Origin of the sequence: Loigolactobacillus rennini DSM 20253 (assembly GCF_001436505.1) — a bacterium.
Classification (GTDB): domain Bacteria; phylum Bacillota; class Bacilli; order Lactobacillales; family Lactobacillaceae; genus Loigolactobacillus; species Loigolactobacillus rennini.
Map to the genome: position 1 here is coordinate 1 of NZ_AYYI01000104.1, position 205 is coordinate 205.

Genomic DNA, 205 nt, shown 5'->3' on the forward strand with positions numbered 1-205 from the left:
AGTGTTTTTCTAGACGGTGAATCGTCCGAAATGGCAGCACATCAATCAACTGATGGGTTTTAGCGTCCATGAATTCAAAGCTCATGGCAGCGGCAGCTGTTTTTGTGCTTTTGATTTCGTCCATTAGAATAACTGCTGGCAGCCAGTGCAAGTTCGGTTTAAAATCACGTTCAGCACGTAGTAATTGGCGGCCAACAAAAGTGTC

Annotated in this window: 1 pseudogene; it reads right to left on the reverse strand. The window is 44.9% G+C overall.

Annotated features, from left to right (window positions below):
- A pseudogene (locus tag FC24_RS11600) lies at positions 1-205 on the reverse strand (ISL3 family transposase); the annotation flags it as partial.